General features: G+C 72.9%; 5 protein-coding genes and 1 pseudogene. 2 read left to right on the forward strand and 4 right to left on the reverse strand.

The window, feature by feature from the left end; all coding sequences use genetic code 11:
• Positions 1–224, reverse strand: a pseudogene (locus FV229_RS25860) (hypothetical protein); the annotation flags it as partial.
• A 20-nt stretch (positions 225–244) separates the two neighbouring features.
• Positions 245–1,171: a glycine betaine ABC transporter substrate-binding protein gene (locus FV229_RS25865; protein WP_147754667.1), complete on the reverse strand. Its 927-nt coding sequence runs from the start codon at positions 1,169–1,171 to the stop codon at positions 245–247.
• A 276-nt stretch (positions 1,172–1,447) separates the two neighbouring features.
• On the opposite strand from FV229_RS25865, the gene FV229_RS25870 reads away from it, so the two are divergent.
• Positions 1,448–1,837, forward strand: a complete 390-nt coding sequence (locus FV229_RS25870) for a response regulator (protein WP_147754668.1) — start codon at positions 1,448–1,450, stop codon at positions 1,835–1,837.
• Positions 1,838–1,847: 10 nt separating this feature from the next.
• Here the strand turns inward: FV229_RS25870 and FV229_RS25875 are convergent, their stop codons facing one another.
• A complete protein-coding gene (locus tag FV229_RS25875) occupies positions 1,848–2,231 on the reverse strand; it encodes a YraN family protein (RefSeq protein ID WP_238272886.1) in 384 nt (127 codons plus the stop codon).
• On the reverse strand, positions 2,218–3,186 hold the full coding sequence (gene rsmI, locus FV229_RS25880; protein WP_147754670.1) for a 16S rRNA (cytidine(1402)-2'-O)-methyltransferase: 969 nt from the start codon (positions 3,184–3,186) through the stop codon (positions 2,218–2,220). The genes FV229_RS25875 and rsmI overlap by 14 nt, the downstream gene beginning before the upstream one ends.
• A gap of 172 nt (positions 3,187–3,358) precedes the next feature.
• Here rsmI and FV229_RS27695 point away from each other — a divergent pair.
• Positions 3,359–3,770 (forward strand): ABC transporter substrate-binding protein (locus FV229_RS27695; protein ID WP_187275289.1); only part of this gene is annotated, 412 nt, incomplete at its 3' end.

Below are 3,770 nucleotides of genomic sequence, written 5' to 3' on the forward strand. Positions count from 1 at the left end.
AGCCCGACCCGCGTCCGCCCGGCGCGCGCGAGCAGCGCCGCCCCGAGCACCAGCGCCGACACCGCCTCGATCTCCGGCCCGAAGCCGGCCACGATGCCGGCGCCGTCCAGGGCGTAGACCGGCTCGCCGACGACGAGGCGGTTCTTGGCGAGCCGCAGCAGCGGCAGGCCGTAGACCGCACCGAGGAAGGCGATGGCGAACAGCAGCGGCACGAGGCGGGCCATTCGATCGCGGGCGGCGGCCGTCACGTGATGAAGCCGGCGTCGCGCAGGAACGTCCGCGCGACGGCCTCGGCCACCTGTCCCTCGACGGTGATGCGGGCGTTCAGCCGGCGGAGCGTGTCGGCATCCAGGCGCGCGAAGACCGGATCGAGCGTGTCGCGGATGCGCGGATGGCTTGCGAGGGTGTCGGCGCGGATCACCGGTGCGACCTCGTAGACGATCTGCGCGCCCTTCGGATCGCTCATCACGACGAGGTCGAGGGCGCCGAGCGCCCCGTCGGTGCCGTAGACCATGCCGGCGTTGACGCCGCTGATGCCCTGCGCCGCCGCCCGCGCCGTCACCGCCGTGTCGCCGCCGGGCAGGCTGACGATGCGGTCCATCGGCAGCGCGAAGCCGTAGGCGGCCTCGAAGGACGGCAGCGCCGCCGGGCTCTCGACGAACTCAGTCGAGGCCGCCAGGCGGATCAGCCCGCGCCGCACGGCCTCTGCGAAGTCCGCCATGGTGGCCAGCCCCTCCTTGCGGGCGAGGCTGCCGCGCACCGCGATCAGCCAGGTGTTGTTGGCCGGCGCCCGCCCGAGCCAGACGAGGCCTTTGGCCCGATCGGCGGCGGCGATTGCAGCGTAGGCGCTGTCGGGCCGCTTCCAGGCCGGGTCGGCCTCGGTGCCGGTGAAGAAGGCGCCGTTGCCGGTGTATTCGGGATAGAGGTCCACGTCGCCCGACATCAGCGCCGTGCGGACGATCAGCGTCGGCCCGAGGCCGAGGCGGCGTTGCACCGGGATGCCGAGATCCTCCAGGCACAGGGCGATCATGCTGCCGACGAGCGTGCCCTCGGTGTCGCTCTTCGAGGCGACCACCACCGGTCCGCGCGCTCGCGCCGGCGCCGCGGCGAGGCAGGCGCCGAGGCCGGCCAGCACCGCGCGGCGATCGCAGGCAGGGACACATCGACCCATCGCAGGAATAGATCCGCCCCCTTTTTACGAAAAATCCGGTCCGTCGCGGGTTTGCCTCGGCGCGGGCCGGCCACACCCTATCGCGAAATGTATCGCCGTGTAACATTGGTCGGCGAACGGCCCGCGCCGGACGCTTGACACAAAACGCGTTCCGGGCGACCCCTCAGCCCCCCGGCGTACCCGCTTGGTTCTTCTGGCGCGACGATCGGATCCGACCAGCCATCATGGCGACGTCCCGCTGAAGCGGGGCGGATCGACTAAGGAAGACACCTCGGCGTGAGCGCGGAACCGAACGACGACGTTCTCCAGGGTAAGCGCGTGCTCGTCGTCGAAGACGAAGCCGCGATCTCGATGCTGCTCGAAGACATGCTGCTCGATTTCGGCTGTACCGTGGTCGGCCCCGCCGCGCGTCTCTCGACCGCCCTCGAGATGGCCGAGGGCGAGACCTTCGAGGTCGCGATCCTCGACGTCAACGTCGCGGGCGAGCCGATCTACCCCGTCGCCGAGGCGATCGCGAAGCGCGACCTGCCGCTGATCTTCTCCACCGGCTACGGCGGCGCCGGCATCCGCGAGCCGTTCCGCGACCGGCCGGTGGTGCAGAAGCCCTTCAGCCAGGCCGACCTCAAGCGCACGCTCATCGGCGCGATCAGCGCCGCGCGCGGCTGACGCGACCCTCCTACAAGCCTTCGATCGGGAACGCGTCGACGAGGTGGACCGGCCAGCCGCGGCCGCCGATGAACACCGCGTCGGCCCTGAGCGTCAGCGCTGCCGCGAACGGGTTGCGGGAGACCCAGGCCCGCACCGCGCGCGAGAAGCGCTGCCGCTTGACCCGGCCGATGGCGCCCTGCGCCTCGACGAGGGTCGCCCGCGCCTTCACCTCGACGAAGGCGATGGTGTCGCCGCGCCGCACGATCAGGTCGATCTCGCCGCCGGCCGCGGCGACCCGCATCGCCAGCGGCCGATAGCCCTTCAGCATCAACGCGGCGAGCGCGAGCCATTCGGCCCGGCGCCCGCGCCGCTCCGTCGCCGCCCGCCGGCGCGTGGCCTCAGGCGTCCGCATCGGTCTTGCGCGCCAGCACCAGCGCCCGGTTGTAGACCGCGCGGCGCGGCTGCCCGGTTTCGTCGGCGACGAGGCTCGCGGCATCCTTGATCGAGTGGCGCGCGAGCGCTGCGAGCAGGGCCGCGTCGAGGCCGGCGTCGGCCTCCTCCGGGCTCGCCTCGTCGGCTGCGGTGCCGATCACCACCACCACCTCGCCCTTGGGCGCGCCCTCCTCCGCGAAGGTGTCGGCGAGGCTGCCCAGCGTGCCGCGGCGGATCGTCTCGAACATCTTGGTCAGCTCGCGCGCCACCGCGGCCGGGCGGGTGCCGCCGAGGACCGAGGCCGCGTCGGCCAGCATCTCCGGCAGGCGGTGGGGCGACTCGAACAGCACCAGCGTGCCGGGGACGCCTGCGAGCGCGGAGAGCCGGTTGCGGCGCGCGCCGGCCTTCTGCGGCAGGAAGCCCTCGAAGAAGAACCGGTCGGTCGGCAGGCCGGCGGCGACGATCGCCGTCATCACCGCCGACGGGCCGGGGATCGGCGTGATCGCGATCCCCGCCTCGATCGCCGCCTGGACCAGCTTGAACCCGGGGTCGGAGACCAGCGGCGTGCCGGCGTCCGACACCAGCGCCAGCGCCTCGCCGTCCAGCATCCGCCGCACCATCCGCTCGCGGACGGCGGCGTTCGAATGCTCGTGGTAGGCGACCAGCGGGGTGGTGATGCCGTAATGCATCAGCAGCGTGCGGGTGACGCGGGTGTCCTCGGCCAGCACCGCGTCGGCGGCGGCGAGCGTCGCGAGCGCCCGGATGGTCACGTCGCGCAGGTTGCCGATCGGCGTCGCCACCACGTGGAGGCCCGGCGTCAGCGGCTCGGCCTCGGTGGCGAGCCCGAAGGCGGTGAAGGTCGCGGGCTTGGCGGTTGAACCGCCCGGCGGGTCCTTGCGGACGGGGCGGCGTGCGGGCTCGATTCTCTGTGTCATCGCGGCGACCTTGCCACGGCGCGGGCCCGAGCGGAATTTGAACCGCGCCTGTTTCGACATCGGATGTGTCGGACACGCGTCCGCGAGGCCGGCGCGTTTACTTTTCGGGCGCACACTCTAAGCCTGTGCGACGATGTGTTCGTGCCGGATCTTGCGTGAAGGACGTTTCGCGATGGCGCGACATCTCTCGCCCCGCGCCTTCGGGACAAGGGCCGCCCTCGCCCTGGTCCTCGCGCTCGCCGGGTGCGTCGGCGGGCCGGATGAGCCGCGCACTGTGCGCTCTGCCGCGCCGCCGCCGCGCGCCGAGCTTGCCCAGGACCTCGCCCCGAATCTCGCTCCGAATCTCGCTCCGCCCGCAGATGCCGTCCCGGGGCTGACGCCGGCCGCGGTCTCTGCTCCGGGCCGGATCGGCAAGGGGTCGGTCAAGGTCGCCCTGGTGGTGCCGCTGTCGGGTCAGGGCGCCAGCCTCGGCGCGGCGATGCGCAACGCCGCCGAGCTGGCGATGGAGGAGTACCAGCAGCCCGACCTCCAGATCCTGGTGCGCGACGACCGCGGCGCGCCGGACGGCGCCCGCGAGGCGGCGA

It is taken from the genome of Methylobacterium sp. WL120 (genome assembly GCF_008039465.1).
Lineage (GTDB): Bacteria > Pseudomonadota > Alphaproteobacteria > Rhizobiales > Beijerinckiaceae > Methylobacterium > Methylobacterium cerastii.

Coding starts and splice junctions, on each gene's coding strand:
- FV229_RS25865 (WP_147754667.1), bottom strand. CDS start 1,171: ATGGGTCGATGTGTCCCTGCCTGCGATCGCCGCGCGGTGCTGGCCGGC.
- FV229_RS25875 (WP_238272886.1), bottom strand. CDS start 2,231: ATGCGGACGCCTGAGGCCACGCGCCGGCGGGCGGCGACGGAGCGGCGC.
- rsmI (WP_147754670.1), bottom strand. CDS start 3,186: ATGACACAGAGAATCGAGCCCGCACGCCGCCCCGTCCGCAAGGACCCG.